This is a genomic window from Burkholderia sp. M6-3, assembly GCF_050858985.1.
Classification (GTDB): domain Bacteria; phylum Pseudomonadota; class Gammaproteobacteria; order Burkholderiales; family Burkholderiaceae; genus Paraburkholderia; species Paraburkholderia caledonica.
Map to the genome: position 1 here is coordinate 2493373 of NZ_CP110090.1, position 25087 is coordinate 2518459.

At 60.9% G+C, this 25087-nt stretch carries 24 protein-coding genes and 1 tRNA gene; 15 read left to right on the top strand and 10 right to left on the bottom strand.

What is annotated here, in order from left to right; translation table 11 throughout:
- The first annotated feature begins 90 nt into the window (after positions 1–90).
- From OH764_RS10595 to OH764_RS10615, 5 genes are read left to right on the top strand one after another with little or no spacing between them, the layout of a single operon-like run.
- Complete coding sequence (locus OH764_RS10595) at positions 91–1254, top strand: SRPBCC family protein (RefSeq protein WP_498846763.1); 1164 nt, start codon at positions 91–93, stop codon at positions 1252–1254.
- Positions 1255–1286: 32 nt separating this feature from the next.
- A complete protein-coding gene (locus tag OH764_RS10600; protein ID WP_408130160.1) occupies positions 1287–2468 on the top strand; it encodes an ABC transporter ATP-binding protein in 1182 nt (393 codons plus the stop codon).
- A 1-nt stretch (position 2469) separates the two neighbouring features.
- Complete coding sequence (locus OH764_RS10605; RefSeq protein WP_498846764.1) at positions 2470–3516, top strand: ABC transporter substrate-binding protein; 1047 nt, start codon at positions 2470–2472, stop codon at positions 3514–3516.
- Positions 3517–3553: 37 nt separating this feature from the next.
- Complete coding sequence (locus OH764_RS10610; protein WP_498848804.1) at positions 3554–4807, top strand: ABC transporter permease; 1254 nt, start codon at positions 3554–3556, stop codon at positions 4805–4807.
- 58 nt (positions 4808–4865) lie between these two features.
- Positions 4866–5693 (top strand): ABC transporter permease, encoded by an 828-nt coding sequence (locus OH764_RS10615; RefSeq protein WP_020069962.1) that lies wholly within the window; start codon positions 4866–4868, stop codon positions 5691–5693.
- A gap of 365 nt (positions 5694–6058) precedes the next feature.
- Here the strand turns inward: OH764_RS10615 and OH764_RS10620 are convergent, their stop codons facing one another.
- The 4 genes from OH764_RS10620 to OH764_RS10635 all read right to left on the bottom strand — a co-directional run bounded on the left by OH764_RS10620 (position 6059) and on the right by OH764_RS10635 (position 8632).
- Entirely contained in the window at positions 6059–6271 is a 213-nt protein-coding gene (locus tag OH764_RS10620) for a hypothetical protein (protein ID WP_498846765.1), read from the bottom strand.
- A 508-nt stretch (positions 6272–6779) separates the two neighbouring features.
- Positions 6780–7397 carry a type VI secretion system amidase effector protein Tae4 gene (locus OH764_RS10625; RefSeq protein ID WP_498846766.1) on the bottom strand — a complete coding sequence of 206 codons (618 nt, stop codon included), beginning with the start codon at positions 7395–7397 and terminating at the stop codon, positions 6780–6782.
- 358 nt (positions 7398–7755) lie between these two features.
- Positions 7756–8310 carry a PAAR domain-containing protein gene (locus OH764_RS10630; RefSeq protein ID WP_498846767.1) on the bottom strand — a complete coding sequence of 185 codons (555 nt, stop codon included), beginning with the start codon at positions 8308–8310 and terminating at the stop codon, positions 7756–7758.
- Positions 8303–8632 carry a hypothetical protein gene (locus tag OH764_RS10635; protein WP_498846768.1) on the bottom strand — a complete coding sequence of 110 codons (330 nt, stop codon included), beginning with the start codon at positions 8630–8632 and terminating at the stop codon, positions 8303–8305. The genes OH764_RS10630 and OH764_RS10635 overlap by 8 nt, the downstream gene beginning before the upstream one ends.
- Before the next feature lie 387 nt (positions 8633–9019).
- On the opposite strand from OH764_RS10635, the gene OH764_RS10640 reads away from it, so the two are divergent.
- A protein-coding gene (locus tag OH764_RS10640; RefSeq protein ID WP_498846769.1) for an IS5 family transposase occupies positions 9020–9831 on the top strand; the annotation gives its coding sequence in 2 pieces (ribosomal slippage) (positions 9020–9359 and positions 9359–9831; 813 coding nt in all).
- A 119-nt stretch (positions 9832–9950) separates the two neighbouring features.
- Here the strand turns inward: OH764_RS10640 and OH764_RS10645 are convergent.
- The 5 genes from OH764_RS10645 to acs all read right to left on the bottom strand — a co-directional run bounded on the left by OH764_RS10645 (position 9951) and on the right by acs (position 15550).
- The gene (locus tag OH764_RS10645) at positions 9951–10472 is read right to left on the bottom strand and encodes an abortive infection family protein (protein WP_498846770.1); all 522 of its coding nucleotides are present in this window, start codon (positions 10470–10472) and stop codon (positions 9951–9953) included.
- Between the two features lie 359 nt (positions 10473–10831).
- Positions 10832–10922: transfer RNA gene (locus OH764_RS10650), tRNA-Ser, on the bottom strand.
- A gap of 60 nt (positions 10923–10982) precedes the next feature.
- The gene (locus OH764_RS10655) at positions 10983–13001 is read right to left on the bottom strand and encodes a sodium:solute symporter family protein (protein ID WP_498846771.1); all 2019 of its coding nucleotides are present in this window, start codon (positions 12999–13001) and stop codon (positions 10983–10985) included.
- Complete coding sequence (locus OH764_RS10660; RefSeq protein WP_498846772.1) at positions 12998–13429, bottom strand: DUF4212 domain-containing protein; 432 nt, start codon at positions 13427–13429, stop codon at positions 12998–13000. Before OH764_RS10660 ends, OH764_RS10655 begins: the two co-directional genes overlap by 4 nt.
- Before the next feature lie 138 nt (positions 13430–13567).
- The gene (acs, locus tag OH764_RS10665) at positions 13568–15550 is read right to left on the bottom strand and encodes an acetate--CoA ligase (protein WP_498846773.1); all 1983 of its coding nucleotides are present in this window, start codon (positions 15548–15550) and stop codon (positions 13568–13570) included.
- 433 nt (positions 15551–15983) lie between these two features.
- Here acs and OH764_RS10670 point away from each other — a divergent pair, with 433 nt between their 5' ends.
- The 9 genes from OH764_RS10670 (at position 15984) to OH764_RS10710 (ending at position 23675) form a co-directional block, all read left to right on the top strand.
- Positions 15984–16877, top strand: coding sequence for a DMT family transporter (locus OH764_RS10670; protein ID WP_498846774.1), 894 nt, complete (start codon positions 15984–15986; stop codon positions 16875–16877).
- A 275-nt stretch (positions 16878–17152) separates the two neighbouring features.
- Positions 17153–17719, top strand: coding sequence for a YqhA family protein (locus OH764_RS10675; RefSeq protein WP_498846775.1), 567 nt, complete (start codon positions 17153–17155; stop codon positions 17717–17719).
- A gap of 52 nt (positions 17720–17771) precedes the next feature.
- Complete coding sequence (locus OH764_RS10680; protein ID WP_020069968.1) at positions 17772–19295, top strand: fumarate hydratase; 1524 nt, start codon at positions 17772–17774, stop codon at positions 19293–19295.
- Between the two features lie 183 nt (positions 19296–19478).
- Positions 19479–19958 carry a bacterioferritin gene (gene bfr, locus OH764_RS10685; protein ID WP_020069969.1) on the top strand — a complete coding sequence of 160 codons (480 nt, stop codon included), beginning with the start codon at positions 19479–19481 and terminating at the stop codon, positions 19956–19958.
- A gap of 146 nt (positions 19959–20104) precedes the next feature.
- Positions 20105–20989 (top strand): glutamate racemase, encoded by an 885-nt coding sequence (murI, locus tag OH764_RS10690; protein WP_498846776.1) that lies wholly within the window; start codon positions 20105–20107, stop codon positions 20987–20989.
- 216 nt (positions 20990–21205) lie between these two features.
- Positions 21206–21442: a (2Fe-2S)-binding protein gene (locus tag OH764_RS10695; protein WP_020069971.1), complete on the top strand. Its 237-nt coding sequence runs from the start codon at positions 21206–21208 to the stop codon at positions 21440–21442.
- A 289-nt stretch (positions 21443–21731) separates the two neighbouring features.
- Positions 21732–22469 (top strand): energy transducer TonB, encoded by a 738-nt coding sequence (locus tag OH764_RS10700; RefSeq protein ID WP_498846777.1) that lies wholly within the window; start codon positions 21732–21734, stop codon positions 22467–22469.
- Between the two features lie 26 nt (positions 22470–22495).
- Positions 22496–23227: a MotA/TolQ/ExbB proton channel family protein gene (locus OH764_RS10705; protein WP_027779251.1), complete on the top strand. Its 732-nt coding sequence runs from the start codon at positions 22496–22498 to the stop codon at positions 23225–23227.
- 28 nt (positions 23228–23255) lie between these two features.
- Positions 23256–23675 carry an ExbD/TolR family protein gene (locus OH764_RS10710; protein WP_020069974.1) on the top strand — a complete coding sequence of 140 codons (420 nt, stop codon included), beginning with the start codon at positions 23256–23258 and terminating at the stop codon, positions 23673–23675.
- 384 nt (positions 23676–24059) lie between these two features.
- Here OH764_RS10710 and OH764_RS10715 read toward each other — a convergent pair whose 3' ends face one another.
- The gene (locus OH764_RS10715; RefSeq protein WP_498846778.1) at positions 24060–25055 is read right to left on the bottom strand and encodes a LysR family transcriptional regulator; all 996 of its coding nucleotides are present in this window, start codon (positions 25053–25055) and stop codon (positions 24060–24062) included.
- Positions 25056–25087: the final 32 nt, after the last annotated feature.

A 25087-nucleotide genomic window follows, 5' to 3' on the forward strand; every position in this document is an offset into this window, starting at 1 on the left:
TTGGCTTGATAGATTGGTGGCCATGTTGAGCGCTACGCCGCGTAGGCTTTACGCCGGCTCGCTCTGGCCGTCACGAATCGAGGGGGATGCATGACCGACCTGCCAACGACGACTGCAGTGCATGCACTGGTTGAAAGCCTGCAGACGGGTTGCGAACGGCCATTCGGCGATGCGCATGCAATGCCGCCCGGTGTGTACACGTCGCCCGAATTTCTGGCACTGGAAGAGCAGGCGATCTTCTCGCGGGAATGGCAATGCGTCGGCCGCGCTAGCGCACTGAAAGCCCCCGGTGATTACCTTAGCGCGCGCATCGGCGCGCAACCCGTCGTAGTTCTACGCGACGAACAGATGCAACTCAGGGCCATGTCGAACGTGTGCCTGCATCGCATGTCGGTATTGCTCGAAGGACGCGGAAACGTGCGCCGCATCGTCTGCCCGTATCACGCGTGGAATTATTCACTGGACGGCGCATTGCTCGGCGCGCCGCTCATGGACCGGCAACAGGGCTTTTGCAAGGAAAGCTACCGGCTGCCCGCAGTGCGTTGCGAAGAATGGCAAGGCTGGCTCTATGTGACGCTCGACCAGAATACACCGCCCGTGCGCGAGCAGCTCGCCGACCTGAGCGAACTGATCGGCGCATACGGCATGTCGGACTACATTGAAACGTTCTATGAAGAGCACGTGTGGGACACGAACTGGAAGATCCTCGCGGAAAACTTCATGGAAAGTTATCACCTGCCCATGTTGCATCGCGCGACGGTTGGACCGCATTCGCGGCTCGAAGAAATGGAATGCCCGCCGGGTTATCCCGCGTTCAACTATCACTGGATTACGAAGGAAGCGTCTTTGCCGATCGGCAACGCGCATCCGGAGAACACGCGACTTACCGGGCATTGGCGCAAGACCACCGCGCTGCTCGCGATCTACCCGACGCATCTGGTCACGCTTACCCCAGGTTACTTCTGGTATCTCGTGCTGCAACCTCAGGGCGTAGGGCGCGTGCATATCCGCTTCGGCGGAGGGCTTGCGCCGGAGTTCATCGCGGACCCCGAGGCGAACGCGCACATGGCGACGCTGAAGAAACTGCTGGACGACGTGAACGCCGAAGACAAACGCGGCGTGGAAGCGGTCTTTCGCGGCGTGCACGCGCCGCTCGCGAAACCGGGCCATTTGAGCCATCTCGAACGCCCCAACTATGACTTCGCGCGCTACCTTGCCAGCAAAGTCACCGCGATACGGCCCGGTACACATTGATTACGACGCACCATCGACAGGACGCGATCACGATGTCAAACCCTTCCTTCATTTCGCTCTCGCGCGTGAGCAAATCGTATGACGGCGCCCAATATGTCGTCGATGACTTGAATCTCGAGGTGGGCAAGGGAGAATTTCTGTCGCTGCTCGGGCCCTCCGGCTCGGGCAAGACAACCACGCTGATGATGCTCGCGGGATTCGAAACGCCCACTCACGGCGAGATCCGCCTCGACGGCCGCCGCCTCGACGACAAGCCGCCGCATCAGCGCGACATCGGCATGGTGTTTCAGAACTACGCGCTTTTTCCGCATCTGACGATTGCGGAGAACGTCGCTTTTCCGCTTTCCGTGCGGCACGTGAGCCGCGCCGAGCAGAAGGTGCGTGTGAAGCGTGCGCTCGACATGATCGAACTTCCGCATCTGGCGAACCGGCGTCCTGCGCAACTCTCCGGCGGACAGCAGCAGCGCGTCGCGCTCGCACGTGCGCTCGTGTTCGAGCCGAGTGTCGTGCTGATGGACGAGCCGCTCGGCGCGCTCGACAAGCGCCTGCGCGAAACGATGCAATACGAAATCATGCGCCTGCATCGCGAACTGTCGCTCACGATCGTCTACGTGACGCACGATCAGGCGGAGGCACTGACCATGTCGAACCGCGTGGCCGTGTTTTCCGATGGCCGCATCCAGCAGGCCGCCACACCGAGCGAGCTTTACGAAAATGCGCAGAACGCGTTCGTCGCCAACTTCGTCGGAGAGAACAATGGACTGACCGGACGCGTGGCGAATACGGGCGACGGCTCGGCAACGCTCGCACTTTCGGACGGCAGCATGATTCGCGGCCGTTGCGAAGAAGGCCTGCGGGCCGGCGACGAAGCGATGCTCGCGCTGCGCCCCGAACGCGCGCATATCCCGAGCGCGGAAGGCACGCTCGCCGCCGAACACGACAACGTAGTGCGTGCGCGCGTCGACGAACTAGTGTATTGCGGCGATCATCACCGTGTACATCTGACGCTCGGCTCGCGCGATTCGATTGTCGTGAAAGTGCCCAACACCCAGCGCCATGCGCTGCCCTCGCCCGGCAGCACCATCGACGTCGCGTGGCGCCACGACGACTGCAAGATACTCGCCGCACCTGCGCCGCGAAGCACGCCCGCAATCAACGTAACCACACCGCCCTCACCTTCCATAATCACGACCGCACCAGCAGGAGCCAACTGACATGCGCACCCTCATCAAAGCACAATGCGCTGCACTCGCCGTAGCCGCATTCGCCACCGTGACCACCCACGCAGCGGAGACACTCTCCGTCGTGACCTTCGGCGGCGCGTACGAAGCGGCGGCCAAGAAGGCCTACTTCGAACCGTTCACGCAGGCCACGGGAATCGGCTTCTCGACCGAATCGTATGACGGCGGTCTCGCCAAGCTTTCCGCGATGGAGCAGGCCAAAAACACCACGTGGGACCTGATCGACCTCGAAACCAACGATGCGATCACCGCCTGCGACGAAGGCCTCCTGCAGAAGTTCGACAAGAAGACGATCGGCAAGACGAGCGACTTCATTCCAGGCTCGATCAGCGATTGCGCGGTCGCGAGCATGGTGTGGTCGACGGTCTATGCGTACGACGCGAGCAAGCTCAAGACCGCGCCGACCACCGTCAACGACTTCTTCGACCTGCAGAAATTCCCGGGCAAGCGCGGCTTGCGCAAGTCGCCGAAGGTGTCGATGGAATGGGCATTGATCGCGGACGGCGTCGATCCTAAAGATGTCTACAAGGTGCTCGGCACGCCCGCCGGCGTGGATCGCGCGTTCAAGAAGCTCGACACGATCAAGAAGAGCATTGTGTGGTGGGAGTCGGGCGCGCAGGCGCCGCAGTTGCTCGCGGACGGCGCGGTCGTCATGACACAGGCCTACAACGGCCGCATCTCCGATGCCGCGAAGAAGGACAACAAGCCATTCAAGGCGGTCTGGGACGCGCAGGTCTACGACTTCGACTGGTGGGCCGTGCCGACGGGAGCGAAGCACGCCGACGCCGCGGCGAAATTCATCGCCTCGGCTTCGCAACCCAAGGCCTACGCGGATCTGACGAAGTACATCGCCTACGCACCGCCGCGCAAGGACGCGATTGCGCTCATCGACAAGCAGCGTCTTGCCGATCTGCCGACCGCACCCGAAAACTTCAAGCGCGCGCTGCAGATCAACGCGAACTTCTGGGCCGACAACGCGGACCAGATCAACAAGCGCTTCCAGGTGTGGCTGACGCAGTAACGCCACCGTTCGACGAGAGCCCAACTTGACTACCAGCATGCCCGCTTCCACCCAAGGCACGGTCCCGGGCTCTCCGACGAGAGCCGAAGGCCGCGCGTCGTTTCAGAAGGCGCGCCGCCGCGCATCGTTGCAGGCGTTGCTGCTTGCGCTGCCGTTGCTCGTGTTTCTGCTTTCGACGTTCATTGCGCCGATCATGCTGCTGCTCGCGCGCAGCGTCGAGAACCGCGAAGTGCCGGACAGCATGCCCGCACTGACGCGTGCGCTCGATGCATGGGACGGTCGCGGCGTGCCGAACGAAGCAACGTTCGCCCTGCTCGCCGCGGGGCTCAAGGAGGCGCAGCAAAGCGGACAGCTCGGCACCGTGGCGCGGCGGCTGAATTTCGCACAGCCGGAGTTTCGCAGCCTGCTCATGCGCACCGCGCGTCAGCTGTCGGGCGATGCGCCGCCGGCGTGGAAGCCGGCGCTCGTCGAACTCGACGAACGCTGGAACTCGCCCGAGACCTGGCGCTTGCTGAAGCGAGCCGCCGCGTCGCCGACGCCCGACTATCTGCTCGCCGCAGTCGATGCGCAGGTGACGCCGCAAGGCACGCTCGCGTTCGTCGCGGATAACGCTTCGGTCTATCGGCAAGCATTCGTGCGGACCATCTCGATCAGCGCGACGGTCACGCTGCTGTGCCTCGTGCTCGGCTATCCTGTCGCGTGGCTGCTTGCGAACCTGCCCGCGAAAAGCAGCAACCGGCTGATGCTTCTCGTGATCGTGCCGTTCTGGACTTCGCTGCTCGTGCGCACAACAGCGTGGTATGTGTTGCTGCAACCGGGCGGCGTCATCAATAGTCTCGTGACGGGTCTCGGCCTCGCCACTCACCCGCTGCCGCTCATCTTCAATCGGACAGGCGTTCTGATCGGCATGACACACGTGCTGCTGCCGTACATGATTCTCGCGATCTACTCGGTCATGAAAAGTGTGTCGCCGGTGTATATGCGCGCCGCGCAATCGCTCGGCGCCCATCCGTTCACCGCGTTCGTGCGGATCTACGTGCCGCAGACGCTGCCGGGCGTCGGCGCCGGCTGCTTCCTCGTATTCGTGCTCGCGCTCGGCTACTACATCACGCCCGCGTTGCTCGGCGGTGCCGGCGACGAGATGATCAGCCAGCTCATTGCGATGCAGACGAACACGCAACTCAACTGGGGCCTCGCCGGTGCGCTCTCGGCCTATCTCGTGATTTTTACGGCGATCTTCTATTTTCTCTTTAACCGGATCGTAGGCATTGACCGCTTGCGCTTCGGGTAAGCACCGTTCGAACGCACACGCGACGAAGTACGACGAAGGGACACCACGAAGGAACGATATGCAAGATCAACGCAACAAGATGCTGACCGAACGCGTCGCCGCGCGCTGGGTGCGGCTGCATACCGCACTCGTGCTGTTCTTTTTGATTGCGCCGATTCTCGCGATCATCCCGCTTTCTTTTAATTCGGGATCCTACTTTTCGTACCCGATGCAGGGTTTTTCGCTGCGCTGGTATGAGCAGGCGCTCACGAGCGCGGACTGGCAACGCTCGCTGCTCAATAGCCTCGGTATCGGCGCGGCGTCGACGGTGATTGCCACGTGTCTCGGCACGCTCGCCGCATTGGGGCTGTCGCGCTCGCAGTTTCCGCTGCGCTCGCTGATCATGCCGCTCATCATCTCGCCGATGATCGTACCCATCGTCGTGGTCGCAGCGGGCTTCTATCTGATCTTCGCGCCGCTCGGACTCGTGAACTCGTATCCCGGTGTGGTGCTTGCGCATGCGGCGCTCGGCACGCCATTCGTCGTGATTACCGTGACCGCGTCGTTGCTTTCGTTCGACCACAGCCTGTTGCGTGCCGCTTCAGGGCTCGGCGCGCCGCCGTGGGTGACATTCAGGCGCGTGACGTTGCCGCTCATCATGCCGGCGATCGCCACGGGCAGCGTCTTCGCGTTCGCGACGTCATTCGACGAGGTGATTGTCATTCTGTTCATCGGCGGCCCGGATCAGACAACCGTGCCGCGGCAGATGTGGAGTGGGATACGCGACTCGATCGACCCGTCGATCCTCGCCGTCGCGACAATGCTGATCGTGTTCGCAGTGCTGCTCTTTGCGAGCATCACGTGGCTGCGCGGGCGGGCGGCGGCTGCTAGTAATGCTCTTGTTTGAGGAAGGGAGGCTGTTGCCGGGCCGATGCCAACCTTCATGCTTAACCCAAGAACCGAAAAGCGTACCAGGAAAAATACGCGCAGGCAGTGGCTAGTGTTAGAGCGGAGAGCGTCACTGTCCATCGTGCGAATGACCAGCGTTTCCCAATCCCAACAAAGGCAACGCCGCCACAGACGAGTGCCGGACCAAAAAACCACGAATGAAGACGGCCAACAGCCACCAGGGTACATCGCAATGGTCGATCTCATAGCACCCGTGGATAGCGCCTTTTCCACGCGGCCAATCGATGTGACTCGTCACGTAACCAAAGAACCATGCCACGAGAAGCCCAAGACCCATTGCTGAAATGACACCCGACAGTCGTCTCATTTCAGTGCCCAAAAGAGGATTTGCTGCGACTTACCCAAATCTGAATAGCCCGGTCCGGTTCGCATGTTCAATGTGAAGCGTGCGAAGGGTTGTAGTTTCAGCCATTCGGCCAGTTTGTAAGCGCGGGTTGTCGTCGCCTCGCCGTCGAGCAGAATACGGCCGAGGACGGGTTTTCCAGCCATCGGCTTAACGAGTTCCGAGAAAATCATTTCATCTCGATGCCGACCGTATGAAAAGTTGCGCTCATGCGAATTGCGCGGCTGACACCGATGCAGCACGAACTCGAGATGGTCGGTTGAGCATGAGGCTCATTACACGACAAAGCCCGGCGTCTGGCCAGACTTGGGCGGTACTTTGTCAGCAATCTAAAGCCCCGCTGAAGCCGGGCTTTCCGCTAACGCTCAAGAATAATCGCACCGACAAAATAGAGAGCCACGCACAGGATCATCGCGCCGCCAGTGCAGTACGCCCACCGCATCAAGGGCCATCGTTGCCACGCGTACGCATTGACGCCAGCCGCTAAAGTGGCGGGGCCGAATATGAGCAGGTACAGAATGAGCCAGTTGTACCAAGGAAATGCGCATTTGCCCAGTTCGTGGCAGCCGTGCGCAATCTTGTGTGGATCGCGAAACCAGTCGTATCTACTCAGTGTAGCCAGGCTCGCCCATGTAATAGCAAGTCCGTATCCAATTCCTCCAAGGCTAACGACGAACCGTTTCACTTGATCTCCCAAAAAAGGATCTCTTTTGATTTGCGTAAATCAGAGAAGCCGAACGAAGTACCCGCGAAGAGAGAGTTCATCCCAATCATTCGCCCGAGCGTTGCAATGGTGTCTTCTGGGCCGCTGATCGTTAATCGCGAACCGTTCCAAAGGTCAATGTGTCCGCCGCTCGCGTCTGCTGCGCTTTCACCGTCCCGCGTCCAATATCGGGAGAACTGGATGATGCCAGTTCGCCCCTTGACCTTCGATTCCCAATCTGGCCCGGTAATATCCCCGGCGTTCGGCAGACCGGCAAAGGGGCGCAGCTTCAACCATTCACCAAGCTCATCTGCGCGAGTTGCTGTTGGTTTGCCATCGAGAATAATTCGCCCAATGGTGGACTGGCCCGATAGTGGACGCACCAGCCTCGAAGAAAACGACCTCATTTCGATGCCGACGCGATGGAAACTAACGCTCATGCGAATCGCGCATTGATCCTTGTATGCAGGGTTATCGTACGGATTTCCCGACGGATAAGCGCTCCAAAGCTTGCGAAAGGTCAGTACTGTCAACTGCACTTCCTTGATGGAGTTCGGCGCCGAGTTGGTTCTGACTATTGTCTTCGTGTTCGGCATTATCCAGACTTCCTGTGTTGCGAGGGCTTCATCGCCTCAATGAACGGTGTAACTATCGGCGGCGTGTGTGGACACGCGGCAGGTGGCGGCGACGGGCACTTCCAAAGGACGATATCGCGGTCAGCGGCAGTCTCACGCATGAAGTCAATACGCCGGGGACCGCCAGCCTTCGCAATCGTGCCAGCGCTCTTGCAGGCTTCACCGTCAGCCGTTCCGCCGATGAGGGCGAGCTGGCGAACTGCCTCGCCAATAGTCAGGGCCGGACCCGTATAGGGCAGTATCTCGCCGCCGCGTTCCAGCCTGTCGCCGACTACGGCGATTCGAAGCATCATGAATTCGATTCGTGTTCCATGTGGTACTAGATGCGCGCCATGTCATCGCGTGCGAGCGCTTCATCGCCCCAATACACTGTGTAGTCGCCGCGACTCTCGCCGGTGTGAATGCGAGGTAGCAGTCCATCCGCATCGAGGCGTCCCGCGCGCATCTGGCCGTCTGGCGTCTCGATCAGATACGGATACCCTTCGAGCGTCATGCCCGCAGCAGCGGCGCGGACCTGTTCGTCGTATATCGCATCTACTACCGATGAGGCGATCGCAGCAGCCGCCTCGCTGCTTACGCCCGCTGTGCTTTCGTCGGTCCAGTAGAAGCAACCCGGATTGGGACTAGCCATCACGCGATTCTGTCCGCAGGGACACAGCACCAGATCGCCTTCGACGACGCCGGGCTTTCCTCGGTAACATCTGCGTGTAGCCGTACCGGATATCCTGAATGCGCCCTTGCACTTGCCACACGTTGCTTCGTCACCGTGCAGCGCGAATGGCCTGCCGTGATCCGTCATGTGAGTAGCAGACCCACCGGTTACAACGCCACCTGTCGTCGTCGGGCTGCCTTGCACGACGAGCGCCTTACGCATGGGTGTCGCCTCTCGCATCGGCAGGCTCAGCGGCAGGCGGCACGTATCCGGAATTGAACGGGAGGTGAGTCGTTTCGCCGTTACTTTGACGCGAACCGATCAGCGCAGGCGGCTTACCCTTCCATGTGGCGGCATAAGCCGCGCCATCTATAACGGTAGTTTGACCGCCGTCGTCATACGCGGCGATCCCTCCGACGCGGGCAAGTGCGTTGCCTTCATACTCGGCGCTGGTCATTACCCGGCCCGCGTATCCGCCGGGCCCGGTACGAGTACCAATAATTGCAAACAGGTTTATCGGTTGGTTTTTCTGCTGTTCCGGCATTTCTACGTCTCCTGTCCCGGTTAAGTCACCCCGCCGCATTGCGCGGGAACTGGTCGGCTGACGCGACAAGGGGCATTACCTCGCATGACGCGCTGACCGCCATATCGGACAACTCTGAAAACAGGTGACGGGCTGCTGTTTAGTGACGTGGAACAGTATTTTTCCCGCTCGCATTCCAGTGGGATAATCACGATGCATTAATTCGGTATGCGTATCATCCGTGTGATCCTGTCAACAAAAAGCCGCTCACCAGGTCGGCGCGTCGGTCGATGTCGCAGCTGACTGGCCAGACCATGACTAAGAAGCTGTTGCGAAATTAAGTTCTGGGCCTGTTAACTTTTCTGACTTGGTGTTAACTTCCTGTCTTGTTTTGTCCAACAGGAAGCGATGCCTAAAGAACTCATCGACGACGAATTGTGGTTGCTCATCGAACCGCTTTTACCTGCTCGGGCACCGCGCAATCGCCAGTATGCGGGCCGCAAGCCGACTCCCGACCGTGCCGCGCTGACGGGCATTGTGTTCGTACTGCGCTCCGGCATTGCGTGGAATCTGCTACCGCAGGAGATGGGATGCGGTTCGGGCACCGCCTGCTGGCGGCGGCTCGTGGCATGGCAAGAAGCAGGAGTCTGGCAACGCATCCACGAAACGCTGCTGGCCGAACTGCGTCGCCGTGGCGAAATCGACTTGTCACGAGCGCTTGTAGACAGCTCGTCGATTCGCGCGATGCTGGCGGGAAAAAAACCGGCCCGAATCCCACGGACCGGCGCAAGCTCGGCAGCAAACACCACCTCATCGTCGACGCGAAAGGCATCCCGCTCGCGGTCATTCTGAGCGGGGCGAACCGCCACGACGTCACCCAGCTTGATGCACTCGTCGATGCCATTCCACACATTAGAGGCAAGCGGGGACGCCCGTTGCATAAACCGCAAATCGTTCAGGGCGACCGGGGCTACAGCTCGGAACCACATCGACAGCGTTTGAGAGAGCGCGGCATCACGCCGGTGCTCGCAAAGATTGGCTCGCCCCATGGCAGTGGTCTGGGCAAAACGCGTTGGCCAGTCGAGCGCTCGATTGCATGGCTTCACTCGTTTCGACGCCTGAAGATTCGCTACGAACGTTATGCCCATGTCCATGAAGCCTTTCTGTCCCTGGCTTGCGCCTTGATTTGCTGGACGCGACTCAGGCCAATGTTTAACTAATTTCGCAACAGCTTCTAAATAGCTGAGGATGTATGGCACTTACCTATGCCCGTTAAGCGCGTATATGACGCGACAAGTACGGCTCTTGCCAATGACCTGGCAGACTATCTACTTCGGTCTTATTGCCTGGATGGAGTCTGGCCCGTAGCGTCTAGTGTGGCCAACAGGTAGAGGGCTAGTGCTCCCGACAGGTTCACTGCGAGTTCAGCATGCCTTGCTGCGGGCTTTACTGCGCGCTTGCCTGTGCCGTGCGCATCGCTAAGCTTGTTTCGGAGGGCACCCAGCCCTTCCACCACCGACTGACAGCCGCCCAACATCTGCCTAAAGACTCCCTCAGTGTGCTGACTGGGAGCCAAGTTCCATGCCTTAGATGTGAGCCTGTAGAGTTCCGGCAGGTCAGGCGATTCCCCGTAAGATACGTCGCGCTCGTCGAGAATATGCTTACACATGCTCTCAAGAAGAGTACGCACCATCGTTATCGCGCCCTCTGGGTCCGCCTGCTTCCTCTCCAATGCCTTGTTCCATGCAGCCAGCACATGCTCGCTATCGAACTTCGCGATGGCCGCCGTAACTGCCGAATCGGCGGGACTGGTCCCGGCCCCTTCGATTCGCTCCAGGAGAGGCCTGAACTCATCCCACAAGAACGGACCGCCGCTCTACGTAACTCGGAAACTTGTGTTTCATAAATTGCCAGAACTGGCTTAGGTCGCGACGGGTACGCACGAATCTCGGGACAAGCGGCGCTTAGTCCGCGCGCGCCAGCAGGGAAGCTCTCAGTGTCACATAGTCGCCATCGTGCGTAGGGCCGTTAGTCGCGTGTGACACAAGGATGTTCTGTAGCAGCTCAACTTCATCCAGAAAGGACGTTGATTGGCTCACGAACCGTCTCCTGACGATTGCCTAGATGTGGGGGAATGCGTGGTAAAGATGTGTGGTTATCGAGAATTCGCCCACACGATACGGCCTTATAAATCAGTTATTTATAGGCACAAAGGTATTCTGGCGGAGAGAGGGGGATTCGAACCCCCGATAGGCTATTAACCTATACACGCTTTCCAGGCGTGCGACTTAAACCGCTCATCCATCTCTCCGGCGGGGAGCCGAATTATAGCAAACTTCGAACCGTCCGCTACACCCTCGCGCAAACCGCTCTATGGATGACGGATATAGTCCACCAGCGCCGTCGTATAAGCATCTGGTTTGCGGTCGAAAAGGCTCACGCCGATCGCCACCAGAAAGCCCGCCGGCACGCCGAACACGCCCGAACTGATCGGTTCGATGCCGAACCACCGCGGCCCCGCAAAGCCCGTCATCTGCGCGAAGAAGGGATAGGTCGAGACGATGTAGTAGATGCACACGAGTAGTCCCGCCAGCATGCCCGCCACCGCGCCGAGGCGCGTCGTTCGCTTCCAGAACACGCCCAGCACCAACACCGGAAACAGGCTCGACGCCGCCAGTGAAAATGCCGCGCCGACCAGAAACAGAATGTTGCCCGTGTTGAGCGACGCCACATACGACGCAAACAGCGCCACTCCGAGCAGCAGAATCTTCGAAATGGTCACGCGCCGCTGACTCGACGCGCCGGGGTCGACCATGTGGTAATACACGTCGTGCGATAACGCATTCGCAATAGTGAGCAGCAAACCGTCAGCTGTCGAAAGCGCCGCGGCCAATGCGCCCGCCGCGATCAGGCCAGACATCACATACGGCAATCCCGCGATCTCCGGCGCGGCAAGCACCACCATGTCGGGCTGCATCTGAATCTCGCTCCATCGCACGATGCCGTCGCCATTGGTGTCCGCGAGCGTGATCAGGCTCGGCTCGACCTTGCGCCATTGCGTGAGCCATTGCGGCAGATCGGAAAAGTGATGACCGACGAGGTTCGTCAACATCTCGTACTTGATCAGTACCGCGAGCACCGGCACGGTCACATAAAACAGCGCGACGAAAAAGAGCGTCCAGCCGACCGAGCGTCGCGCGGACGCGACCGAAGTCGTCGTGTTATAGCGCGTCAGAATATGCGGCAAGCTCGCCGTGCCGAGCGACAGGCACAGTAAAAGCGAAAGAAAGTTGCGCTCGTGCATGCGCCGGTCGTCATCGCTCGCTGCGGGGAACGGCTCGTGCATCGGCAGCGGCGCGGCGGCACGCATCAGCATCTCGTCTCGCTGCTGGCTCCAAACGATTTGCGCGGCAGCGGCATCGCGTGGGAACTGCTCGAGCGCTTTCTCGCGCTCCTTGATCTCGCGCAGCGGACCATTGCGGCGGCGCAGATCCGCCACCTCCTGTGTGAGCTTCAGCTTTTGCGCGACGAATGAATTCGGCAGCATGTCGAGCCGCTGCTGCATCAGCGCGGCCCGGCGGCGATAATCGTCGCGCACGGTTTGCTCGAGCGGCTCGTCGCGCACCTGTTTCTCGAGGCTCTCCATACGCTCCATCAACCGGCCGTAACTCAGTTGCGGCACCCAGCCGAGCCCGTCCTTATGCGCGATCATCGACACAGGAATCAGGATCGCCGAAATCAGAATGATGTATTGCGCAACCTGTGTCCACGTCACCGCGCGCATGCCGCCGAGAAACGAACACACGAGAATCCCCGCGAGTCCGCAGAAAATGCCCACGGCAAAGTCGACACCAATGAAGCGTGTCGCAATCAGGCCGACGCCCTGAATCTGCGCGACCAGATAAACGAACGAACACAGAATCGCCGACAACGCCGCGAGGCCGCGCACGGCGTTGCTCGAAAAACGCGTGCCGAGGAAATCGGGAATCGTGTAGCGCGCGAGCTTGCGCACGTATGGCGCGAGCAAAAACGCAACGAGGCAATAGCCGCCCGTCCAGCCCATCAGATAGGCCAGGCCGTCATAGCCAGTTGCGTAGATCGAACCGGCGAGGCCGATGAACGAAGCCGCCGAAAGCCAGTCCGCCGCGGTCGCCATGCCATTGAACGCGGACGGCACGCGCCGTCCCGCGACGTAGTATTCGACGAGATCCGACGTGCGCGACAGCAAGCCGATCACCGCGTACACGGCAATCGGCACGAACAGGAACACATAGCCGATCCACATGCCCGGCCCGGTCGTGCGCTCGATGCGCCACATCACATAGATGAACAGCAGGAAGCCAAGCGTGTAAAACGCATATGAGCGAACCAGCCTGTTCGTCAGCTTCATCGGATCAGGTTCCCGCGCACGCCGGCATCGGCGGCATCGGCGGCAGTCGGGCTTGCAGCACCTGCGCTTGAAGCGGCACCGGTGTCGGCTGCAGTATGAGTGTCGGCCTCGAACGCACGTTGCAATTGGCGGTCGGCGCGCTGCATGGACACGATATACACCACGATCAGCGCGAGATACATCAGGATCGCGCCCTGCGCACCGAAGTAGAACGGCAATCTGAAGCCGGCGAAACGCAGATGCGCGAGAGCGGGTGCCCCGAGCGGCAACAAGAACGATACGGCGAAGCCCACCGACATCAACGCCGCAATGAGCGCGAGATTGAAGCGCCAGTACCTCTGATGTGCGCGAGCAAGCGCCGCCGACACCGCCGGCGGTTCGGGCGCGGGGTTCTGCGTAGCGTGAGAGGAGTGGTGAGGCGCGGCCATGCGCCTATGTATCAAAAAGGCACCGCTCAGGCAATCGGGATTGTCCGCCCGACGGCTGAATCTGGCGTTCGGCGAGGAGCGCATCGTCCGATGCGCTCCTGCCTTTTCACCTGCAACGTGCAGGCAGACGCATGCTTTTTAAAGCGACTCGCCGAGCTGATCGAGGATCGCCGGGTTCTCCAGCGTCGATACGTCTTGCGTGATCTCCTCGCCCTTTGCGAGCGAACGCAACAGACGGCGCATGATCTTGCCTGAACGCGTCTTCGGCAGATTCTCGCCAAAGCGGATGTCCTTTGGCTTCGCGATCGGACCGATTTCCTTGCCGACCCAGTTGCGCAATTCGTTGGCGAGCTTGACCGCCTCCTCGCCTTCCGGACGCGCGCGCTTCAACACGACGAACGCGCAAACCGCCTCGCCGGTCGTTGCGTCTGGCCGACCGACCACGGCGGCCTCCGCGACGATCGGATTCGACACCAGCGCCGATTCGATCTCCATCGTGCCGAGACGGTGACCCGACACATTGAGCACGTCGTCGATGCGGCCCATGATCGTGAAGTAGCCGGTTTCCTTGTCGCGCACCGCGCCGTCGCCGGCGAGATACAGCTTGCCGCCGAGTTCCTCGGGGAAATAGCTCTTCTTGTAACGGTCCGGATCGCCCCACACGTTACGCAACATGGAAGGCCAAGGCCGCTTCACCACCAGAATGCCGCCCTGCCCGTTCGGCACGTCCTGGCCGGTTTCGTCGACGACCGCCGCCATGATGCCCGGCAACGGCAGCGTGCAAGAGCCCGGCACGAGAGGCGTCGCTCCCGGAAGCGGCGTGATCATGTGGCCGCCGGTTTCCGTTTGCCACCACGTATCGACAATCGGGCAGCGTCCGCCGCCGACGTTCTCGTAATACCACACCCACGCTTCCGGATTGATCGGCTCGCCGACCGTACCGATGATGCGCAGCGTCGACAGGTCGTAGCTCTTGGGATGCACTTTCGCATCGGCCTCCGCGGCCTTGATCAGCGAGCGGATCGCGGTCGGCGCCGTATAGAACAGCGTGACCTTGTGCTTCGCGATCATGTCCCAGAAGCGGCCGGCGTTCGGATAGGTCGGCACACCTTCGAACACGACCTGGGTGCCGCCGAGCGTCAGCGGACCATAAGTGATGTAGCTGTGACCCGTGATCCAGCCGATGTCCGCGGTACACCAGAACACGTCGCCGGACTTCCAGTCGAAGGTCCACTTCATGGTCTGCGCGGCCCACAACAGATAGCCGCCCGTGCTGTGCTGAACGCCCTTCGGCTTGCCGGTCGAACCCGATGTATAGAGAATGAAAAGCGGATGCTCGGCACCGACCCACTCGGGCGCGCATTGATCCGACTCGGCCTGTGAGATCTCATGCATCCACAGATCGCGGCTTTCGTTCCACGCAATCTTGCCGCCGGTGCGCTGGTAGACGATCACGCTTTTGACGGCTTCGCAGCCGCCCATTGCGAGCGCTTCGTCGGCGATGTTCTTCAACGGCAGCGCCTTGCCGCCGCGCATCTGTTCGTCCGACGTGACGAGCGCGACCGCGCCCACGTCGACGAGCCGCTCGTTGAGCGACTTGGACGAGAAGCCGCCGAACACCACCGAGTGCGTCGCACCGATCCGTGCGCATGCCTGCATGGCGACGATGCCTTCAATCGACATCGGCATATAGATCACCACGCGGTCGCCCTTCTTCACGCCGCGTGCTTTCAGCGCGTTCGCAAAGCGCGACACACGTTGCAGCAGATCCTGATACGTAACGTGGGTGACGGTGCCGTCGTCGGCTTCGAAAACGATCGCGACGCGCTCTCCATTGCCCGCTTCCACGTGACGGTCGATGCTGTTGTACGACGCATTCAGCTGGCCGTCCTCGAACCACGTGTAGAACGGCGCTTTCGATTCGTCGAGCACCTTCGTGAAGGGCTTGTTCCAGCTTAGCGTCTCGCGAGCGAGGCGCCCCCAGAAGCCTTCATAGTCTCGTTCCGCCTCGGCGGTCAGCGCATGGTAAGCGTCCATGCCGGAGATCGTGGCACCGGCCGCTGCTTCGGCGGAGGGCGGGAAAACACGGCGTTCCTGAAGAACCGATTCAATCGCAGACATCGACAACCCCTTGGTGAAGATGAAACGTAAAACCTGTGCCGGCGCAACGTTCGCGCGCCGTGTCATGTGGACGCCGCAATCAGACGCGATTGCAGGCGCGTGTCTCCCGCCTCGCGCACCGACCGCGTGAGGTCGCCGCGCCACGGAACGTTTTCCGTCAGCCTGCTTCATGCCGCAACGCAACATAAAGGCAGGCGGGACAACGCCCGCTCTCGTGTTCAACCATAAGCGGTGCAACTTACCGGCCACTTACGCGAGCGGCATCGGCTTGCCCGCAAAAACCCTAACCCAATTCGTACGACGCTTTCAACGAGCCTCGCATGCTGCGCCATTCGCGCACGCTATGCAGGCTTGGCTCGTTAAGCCTGCTTTCCTTACGTTGCTTTGCGAGCCCTAATACAATGCTAACTGAACTAGCTGCCCGGATTCCAGTTTGAATCGCTACGCCCTGCTCCTTATCAGTTCGATGCTGCTCGTCGGCACCAATGTCGGTATCGGTAAATCGATTGTCGAGTTCGTCCCCGTTCCGCTGTTCGCGCTGCTGCGCTTCGTGATTGCTATGGCCGTGCTATGGCCGCTTCTGCGCATCGCGAAACTGCGTCACGTGAAGCGCGATGAATGGCTCAATCTGTTTCTGCAGGCGCTCTTCGGCACCTTCGGGTTTACGCTACTCATGCTCAGCGGCGTGCAACGCACGAGTGCGGTGGCGGCGGGCGTCATCACGAGCACCATTCCGGCCGTCGTCGCGCTGCTGTCGTGGCTCATTCTCAAGGAGCGTCCCAATGGACGCGCGCTTGCATCGATTGCATTGGCCATTGCGGGCGTGGTGGTCATCAATCTCGCGCACGTCGATGCGGGCGCGCACGGCGAGACTTCGTTCACGGGCAACCTGATGGTGCTCGGCGCAGTGTGCTGCGAGTCGCTCTACATCATCCTGTCGCGGCGCCTCACGCAAACGCTCGCACCTATCGACATCTGTGCATACACGCATCTTTTCGGCCTGCTGTTGATGCTGCCGCTGGGCGCGACAGCGCTCGTCGATTTCGACTATCGCGCGGTGCCGCCTGGCGTGTGGACACTGGTGCTGTGGTATGGACTGTCCGCAAGCATCTTTTCCTTCTGGCTCTGGATGAAAGGCATCCGGCATGTGCCCGGCAGTCTTGCGGGCGTATTCAGCGCCGTGCTGCCGGTGGCCGCGGCCATCTACGGCATTGCGTTTCTCGGCGAGCGCCCGACGCTTGCGCACGGCGTCGCGCTCGCGTGCGTGATTGCGGGCATTGGACTCGCGAGTCTGAAAGTGAAGCGCGTACCGCCGGTTGCATCGTAAGCGCTGGGCCTCGACCGTGCCCGCCGCGCCGCAGCAAATCCGCCCAACGCTGTACAATAGCGCGCGCTGATGCCGGCGTTGCCGGACCGCGGCCGGCCCAGAATGGGCTCGCCTCGCGCCCGTGCCGCGCCTTGCGCACTTCGCTTTGCGTGCCGATCCGCGCGCGTGATTCGCACGCTGTCGGGCTCATTTGCTCCACGTTCCGTCACCTGCGTTCGATCCGATTTCTGTCTATGTCCGCTTCGCGAATCAATTCCCCGCCCCAACGCCGTCCCATGCGCCCGCTGCCCGTTGTCATCTTCATGAGCCGCTGGCTGCAGGTGCCGCTGTATCTCGGGTTGATCGTCGCGCAGGCCGTATACGTCGTGCTGTTCCTGAAGGAAGTCTGGCATCTCGTCACAGCGTCGATGACGCTCGACGAAACCAACATCATGCTGGTCGTGCTCGGTCTGATCGACGTGGTCATGATCTCGAACCTGCTGATCATGGTGATCATCGGCGGGTACGAAACGTTCGTGTCGCGTCTCGGTGTGGAAGGCCACCCCGACGAGCCGGAATGGCTCGACCACGTAAACGCCGGCGTGCTGAAAGTGAAGCTCGCCATGGCGCTCATCAGCATCTCGTCGATCCATCTGCTAAAAACGTTTATCAGCCCGGACCAGAACTCGACGCACACCATCATGTGGCAGGTCATCATCCACGTCGCGTTCCTCGTCTCGGCACTGATCATGGCCTTGGTCGACCGGCTGACCACGCACACGCATCCGACTCATTTTCAGGAACCCGCGGGTCTGCAGCCGCTGGGTTCCAGCGGTTCCACTCCCCTGAAAGCGCACGACTGACCGCACACCCTGCGAACAGAAAAAAGCGCTACCGTCCCCACTGAGCTTAGCCATGACCGTCATCAAACAGGAAGATCTGATTCAGAGCATTGCTGATTCGTTGCAATACATCAGCTACTACCATCCGCTCGACTACATCCAGGCCCTGGGCCGCGCGTACGAACTCGAACAGAGCCCGGCCGCGAAAGATGCGATTGCGCAGATTCTCACCAACAGCCGCATGTGCGCCGAAGGCAAGCGTCCGATCTGTCAGGACACCGGCATCGTCACAGTGTTCGTGAAGGTCGGCATGGACGTGCGTTGGGACGGTGCGACGATGGGCGTTACCGACATGATCAACGAAGGCGTGCGCCGCGGTTACCTGAACCCGGACAATGTGCTGCGTGCGTCGATCGTGAGCCCGCCCGAAGGTGCGCGCAAGAACACGAAAGACAACACGCCGGCCGTGATTCACTACGAGATCGTGCCGGGCGATAAAGTCGACGTGCAAGTCGCGGCCAAGGGCGGCGGCTCGGAAAACAAGTCGAAGTTCGCGATGCTGAATCCGTCGGACTCCATCGTCGACTGGATTCTGAAGACGGTGCCGACCATGGGCGCGGGTTGGTGCCCGCCGGGCATGCTCGGCATCGGCATCGGCGGCACGGCTGAGAAAGCCATGGTGATGGCGAAAGAATCGCTGATGGACCCGATCGACATTCAGGACGTAATCGCACGCGGCCCGAAAGACTGGATCGAGGAACTGCGCGTCGAACTGCACGAGAAGGTGAATGCGCTCGGCATCGGCGCGCAAGGTTTGGGCGGCCTCGCCACGGTGCTCGACGTGAAGATCATGGCCGCCCCGACGCACGCCGCGTCCAAGCCGGTCGCGATCATCCCGAACTGCGCGGCCACGCGTCACGCGCACTTCACGCTCGACGGCTCGGGCGTCGCCAAGCTCGAAGCGCCGTCGCTCGACGCATGGCCGAAGGTGCAATGGGAGCCGAACACGGAGACCAGCAAGCGCGTCGATCTGAACACCCTGACGCCGGAAGAAGTCGCTTCGTGGAAGCCGGGCCAGACGCTGCTGCTGTCGGGCAAGATGTTGACGGGCCGCGACGCCGCGCACAAGCGCATCGCGGACATGCTGGCCAAGGGAGAGAAGCTGCCGGTGGACTTCACGAACCGCGTGATCTACTACGTCGGCCCGGTCGATCCGGTGCGCGACGAAGCTGTCGGCCCCGCAGGCCCGACCACCGCAACCCGCATGGACAAGTTCACGGAGACCATGCTGTCGCAAACGGGTCTCATCTCGATGATCGGCAAGGCCGAGCGCGGACCGGTCGCGATCGAGGCAATCAGGAAGCACAAGGCCGCGTATCTGATGGCCGTGGGCGGCGCGGCTTACCTGGTGTCGAAGGCGATTCGCAGCGCAAAGGTGCTGGCATTCGAAGACCTCGGCATGGAAGCGATCTACGAGTTCGACGTGCAGGACATGCCGGTCACAGTGGCAGTCGATTCGAGCGGCACATCGGTGCACCAGACCGGCCCGAAGGAATGGCAGGCAAAGATCGGCAAGATTCCGGTCGCGACCGTCTGATTCGCCGCTGACGCGCACAGCGTGTCTTGAGAAGCCGGGGCCACGGTCCCGGCTTTTTTCATGGATGCCGCGCATTACGCGCATGCCGGGACCGACGTCGAAAGATGTTCTGTTCTCTTGGCTTTTTAAGGCATGGCGTTTATTGTTGTTGGAAAATTGAAGTCCCCCGAAAAAGGAAAGATCATGCAAGGCGACAAGAAAGTTATCGAGTATCTCAACGCGCAGTTGAAAAACGAGCTGACCGCGATCAACCAGTATTTCCTGCACGCGCGGATGTATAAGCATTGGGGCCTCGAGAAACTCGGCAAGCATGAATACGATGAGTCGATCGGCGAAATGAAGCATGCCGACTGGCTGATCGAACGCGTTTTCATGCTCGACGGTCTGCCGAACTTGCAAGATCTGCACAAGCTGCTGATCGGCGAGGAAACGAAAGAAATTCTCGAATGCGATTTGAAGCTCGAGCAAATCTCGCAGAGCACCTGCAAGGAAGCCATTGCCTATTGCGAATCGGTTCGAGATTTCATTTCGCGTGAAATCTTCGTGAAGATTCTCGACGACACAGAAGAGCACATCGACTGGCTCGAAACGCAACTCGACCTGATCGACAAGGTCGGCATTCAGAACTATCAGCAAACCGCCATGGGCTCGGTGGAGTCCTGAACGGATCGCGCTATTCCGCTGGACACACTCAAGCGCTGGCGCAGGCCCCGTCTCATACGGGATAGCATGCGCCGCGTTGGCGATATACTTGCTCGCTTCGCTTCCCCTGCTTGTCCTGAACGCCGCGCCGCCCGCCCCGATCGCTTATGCCCGAACAATCGTCGTCTCCGAACACATCAATTGGCTCCCTGAGCGCGGATTCGCGGGCGCCCGTCGGCATTTTCGACTCGGGCCTCGGCGGGCTGTCGGTGTTGCGAGCGGTTCGGGCGCAGTTGCCTGACGAGGCGTTGCTCTACGTCGCCGATTCGCTTTATGCGCCGTATGGCGAGCGCGACGACGACTTCATCGCCGACCGCACGCTGGCTATCGGCGAGTGGCTCGTCAAACAGGGCGCGAAAGCGCTCGTCGTGGCCTGCAATACGGCAACCGCGCAGTCCATCGCGCTGGTTCGCGAGAAACTGTCCATTCCGCTCGTCGGCGTCGAGCCGGGCATCAAGCCCGCCGCGCTGCAATCGAAAACCCGAGTCGCCGGCGTGCTCGCCACGCAAGTCACGTTGCGCAGCGCGCGCTTTCAGGCGCTGCTGGAACGCTACGCCGCGGATTGCCGCTTTCTGTGCCAGCCCGGCCACGGGCTCGTGCAGGCTGTCGAGCGCTGCGACGTCGGTTCAGCCGAGCTGCGCGCGCTGCTGCGCGGCTATCTTCAGCCGATGCTGGACGCGGGCGCCGACACGCTGGTGCTTGGCTGCACGCACTATCCGTTCTTCGACGCCGCGATTCGCGACATCGTCGGCGACCGGCTCGCGCTTATCGACACCAGCGTGGCTATTGCTCGCCAGCTGGAGCGCGTGCTCGAACAACACGGCGTGCGCGCAGCGCCGGAAACGGCGGACGCCGCGCTTCCGCGCTTCTATTCCACCGGCGACGGCACCCATCTGCGGCAACTTGTCGCGACGCTGCTGCAAATCGACGCGCAGGTCGAGCGCGTGCTCATTCCTTCACGCCGCACTGCACCGTCCTCGCAGCCTGCCTGACAGCCCCGGGCGCCCATTCCAGAGATTTTCTGGCGCGTCTATGTGTACCTTCGATGCGTGTTCGCCGAGGCCGGACGCGGCTCCCTAGCCGCCGTCCGCATAGTCGAAACCCTTCTAAGAGTCTGGTTTTGTTACAAAAAACCGCGCGGGACGCTTGCCAAACGGCTCAAACATAATGATAATAATTCGCATTAACGTTAGCTATGACGCCCTGCCATGATTGTCTGTGTCTGCAAGTCTGTTTCTGACCGAAAGATCCGTGCCTCGATCGCGGAAGGCGTCGATTCGTTCGACGAACTGCAATTCGAGCTCGGCGTTGCGTCCTGCTGCGGCAAGTGCGCGGATTCGGTGCGTGACGTGATGATGCAAAGCGGCGTGTGCGCAAGCCGCTGCGGCTTCGAGCACCAACCGCAAGCTGTGCCCATGATGTTTTACGAGCGCAAGGCGGCATAACGTACCGTTCCAAACCCGGCGCGAGGACGCGAGGCACGTATGAGTGCCTGCTCCGTATCGTTAGCCGCTGCTCCCTTTTTTCTGGTGCCGATTCAGCGCTTTCAGTTAATCGCACTGCCGTCAGCAAGCCAGTATCCCTGCCAGCCAGCTACCCGCTCACCCATTAATGGAGTTCGAGATGGAATTGCTGATTGGTTTCGTGACCACAATGTGTATTTCGCTGGTGATCTTCCGAACATGACGATGTTTTGTCAGCCGCGGTCCCTCGACAGCGCACCGCCACGCTAACATGCAGGCTTCGCATACCGCTTTAGCCGGTGCCGCACCGGCTTCGTCCCTCCGAATGAATCCTCGCGTCCTGACGGCGACCGCCATGGTTGCGGCGGTTCACGTCGCGCTGCTGGCCGTCGTCCTGACGCTGCGTCACGATCCGGTCGAGGCAACCATCGAGTCGCGCGTGATAACCGCGCAGTTGCTGCCGCCGGCGCCGGTTGCCGCGCCGGTCGCGATGCAATCGGTCGCGCCGCCCCCGCCCACGCCGGCGCCGCCGGTTCGCGGCAAGCCGAAGGTCCAGCCCAAGCCGACGCCCACCCCGAAGCCAACGCCAGCGCCGCTTCACGAGGCACCCGCGCCGTCGCCAACGCCCGTAGCGGCCGCCGAACCGACGCCGGCCGCACCGCCCGCTCCGGTGGCGCCCCCGGCACCGGCTGCTCCGGCAATCGGCCGTCAGACAATGGACATCACCGCGCCCAAAAATGTCTCGCACCTCGACTGCAACATTGCCAAGCCGGACTACCCGGCCCTCTCGCGCCGCCGTGGGGAAAGCGGCACCGCGTACGTGAAGTTCGTGGTGGGCCTCACCGGCAAGCTCGAGAACATCGAGTTGAAGAAAAGCAGCGGCTTCAGCCGGCTCGACGACGCCGCGCTAGCCGCCGCGCATTCGAGCGCATGCAAACCCTATCTCGAAGACGGCCAACCCGTTCGGGCCGCGTACACCCAGCCTTACAACTTCAATCTCGAAGATTGAAGCGGATTTCAAAAAAAGGAATTGCAATGCAAAACTACGGATTGGCGCACGTGTGGGCGCAAGGGGATTTCGTCACGCGCGGCATCGCGCTCGCGCTGCTGGTGATGTCGGTGATGTCGTGGAGCGTGATCGTCATTAAAGGCTGGAACGTGATGCGTTTGAACCGCCTCACGAAAAACGCCGAGCAGGCGTTCTGGCATTCCGACGATCTCGCTGACGGCGTGAAAAAGCTCGGCGCCGGATCGTCGACACCGCACGACAATCCGTTCCTCGCGCTCGCGCTGTCGGGCCAGGAAGCGGCCGATCATCATCACCAGACGCAGCCGCATCTGCACGACCGCATGGACGTGTCCGATTGGGTCACGCGCTGTTTGAAGGACACGATGGACGAAAGCGTTGCGCGCATGCAAAGCGGACTCGCAATTCTCGCGTCGATCGGCAGCACGGCGCCGTTCGTGGGTCTCTTCGGCACGGTGTGGGGCATTTATCATGCGCTGCTAGCTATCGGCGCAAGCGGCCAGTCGTCGATCGACCAGGTGGCGGGCCCGGTCGGCGAAGCGCTGATCATGACCGCATTCGGTCTCTTCGTTGCAATTCCGGCCGTGCTGGGCTACAACGCACTGACGCGAGCGAACAAGGCGATCGTCGCCAAGCTGAGCCGTTTCGCCCATGGCTTGCACGCGTTCTTCGTGACGGGCGCACGCCTGTCGTCGTCCAAGCGCGGCGACGGCCTGCGTCTCGCGACTCGCGCCAACTGAAGCGCCAACTGAACGACGAGGCATACAGATGGCAATGAGCCCCTTCGCCGGCGACGATGACGACGGCCTGATGAACGAAATCAACATGACGCCGCTCGTCGACGTGATGTTGGTTCTCCTGATCGTTTTCATGGTGACGATTCCGGTGATCCGTCATGCGGTGAAAATCGATCTGCCGCATGCAAGCAGTCAGAAGGAAGACACCAAGCCTGCTCAGGTCACGGTCGCGGTCGACGCTGACGGTAACGTGTTGTGGAACGACAAAAAAGTGGACGAGGCCGAACTGAGCGCGAAAATTGCAGAGGCCGCGCAGGCGAATCCGCAACCCGAATTGCATCTCGATGCAGATCGTAAAGTGCCTTACGAAAAGGTCGCGCAGGTGATGTCCGCAGCGCAGGCGGGTGGCCTGACGAAAATCGGTTTTGTCACGCAGCCTAAAGGCAAGTGACCTTGCCGGATTCGGTTGGGCGCAGTACCCGGAAGTGAAGAAAGGCCCTTGAAACAAGGGCCGAAAAGTAAAAGGCCTTCATCGTTTGATGAAGGCCTTTTTTTGTGCGCGCTTGGCGCCTTCGGGCGGCGGGATCATTTGCCATCAGTCGAAGACTGCTGACTCGAATCACCGCATGCGACAGCCGTGCTCGACACGGACAGCGCGGTCAGCCCTATCAGGCCGGCTATGATAGCGGCCATGAGTTTTCGCATAAGAGACTCCTTAGCGAAGGGATTTCAATATAGCCCCATGAGCTCGCGCACACAAGCAAACGGCCATTGAAAGTACTCATGACAGCCCGCGCTTCAATGCTAAAAGCGATGCCGCGAAGCTCGCGATCTGCTAGGACGCTACAGCGGCCGTCGCGCGCACGGGTACGGGCTGCTGGCGCGTTTCGGACGCCGGGCATTCGCCCATGATGTGCTTACCTTCATCGGGATCGAGCATCTCGACCAGATAGTCGACGAAAGCGCGTACGGCAGGGACCATTCCCTGGCGCGACAGGAAAACGGCGTACAACTGGGGCATCGGAAAAGTCCAGCCAGGCATCACCGGCGACAACTGGCCCGCGCGCAATGCGGCGCCGTACATCATCTCGGGCAACGCGGCGATACCCACACCGCGGAGTACGGCTTCGCGAATCGTCAACAGATCGGCGGTCACGAGACGCGGCTCGTGTTCATGTACGTGACGCGTGCCGTCCGGCGCGATCAGGTTATAGACGTGTCGTCCGTCGCCCGTCGGTACGTCGAGCGTTTCGAAGCGCGACAGATCTCCCGGTTGCAGCGGCGGCGCATTCTGCTGCAACAGACTCGGCGCGCCGACCAGCATCTGCTGCGTGCGCCACAGAGGACGCACGACGATATTGGCGTTTTCCGGAGGATCGGAGCGCACACGCAATGCGACGTCGATCGAATCTTCGAACAGATCGACCACGCGGTTGGTCACCCGCATGACCACGCGCACTTCCGGATAGCGATGCATGAATTCCGGCAGGATGGTCGACAGTATCGTCTGCGAAATCGTGACCGGCACGCTGACGCGCACCGTGCCGCGCGGCGACGAACGCAGTTGCTGCACGACGTTCACGGCCGCCTGCGCCTCGCTCAACATCGCCTGACAATGCTGGTAGAAAAGTTGGCCCGCCTCTGTGAGCGCGAGCTTGCGTGTCGAGCGCTGCAACAGCCTCACGCCGAGCGACGCTTCGAGCTCCGTCAAGCGGCGCGACAGCCGCGACTTGGAGATACCCAGCACGCGTTCGGCGGCGGAAAAACCGCCATGTTCGACGACCTGCGAGAAATACATCAGGTCATTCAGATTGTGTGAATCGATCTTCATCTCATCGTTCCAGTAATAGAACAATCCATTGC